This is a genomic window from Vibrio tapetis subsp. quintayensis (assembly GCF_030409945.1).
Lineage (GTDB): Bacteria > Pseudomonadota > Gammaproteobacteria > Enterobacterales > Vibrionaceae > Vibrio > Vibrio quintayensis.
Genome location: NZ_JAUFQV010000030.1, coordinates 1 through 693, shown reverse-complemented (window position 1 = coordinate 693; position 693 = coordinate 1). Strand labels below are relative to the sequence as shown.

2 tRNA genes are annotated in these 693 nt (G+C 41.1%); both read right to left on the bottom strand.

What is annotated here, in order from left to right:
* Positions 1–365: 365 nt before the first annotated feature.
* Positions 366–441, bottom strand: a tRNA-Ala gene (locus QWZ04_RS15670).
* Between the two features lie 91 nt (positions 442–532).
* Positions 533–609, bottom strand: a tRNA-Ile gene (locus QWZ04_RS15665).
* Positions 610–693 lie beyond the last annotated feature (84 nt).

Below are 693 nucleotides of genomic sequence, written 5' to 3'. Positions count from 1 at the left end.
CATCCACCGTGTACGCTTAGTCACTTAACCATACAACCCCAAGAGGTCTTTATGTATGGATTGTTTGCTTTCACTTTTTAAAGTGAAGACAAACCAGCAACCAAGGTTGTCTCTCTATTTTATGAGTGAGAGACGTTCGATTTTGCCGGACTCAAATATGTTTTCACTTACGTGAAAACCCAAGAACACTTGAATGTGTGTTGGTACCTATCACTCTTAAAGAGTCATAGGATTTGAGAACTTTTAAATTTGAACAATATTAATCAAATATTGTTCGTCAGCTTTCCAAATTTTTAAAGAGCAAAAGTTTGTTTCTATTGAAACGAAACCATTTTTAAAAACACTATCGCTAATGCGTTTAAAGATGGTGGAGCTATGCGGGATCGAACCGCAGACCTCCTGCGTGCAAGGCAGGCGCTCTCCCAGCTGAGCTATAGCCCCATAATGGGTAATCTTTTCATATGCAAGGAAACAAATGAGGCCGTGTACGAGAGTACACAACGAATTTGTTGACGCTGCAGATGTAAAGATTTGGTGGGTCTGAGTGGACTCGAACCACCGACCTCCCGCTTATCAGGCGAGCGCTCTAACCAGCTGAGCTACAGACCCAAATCTTTCATCGTAAAAACGATAAACTCTTTTGCTTTTCTAAACCATATCAATCTGTGTGGGTACTCATCGTGAAAATCTTCG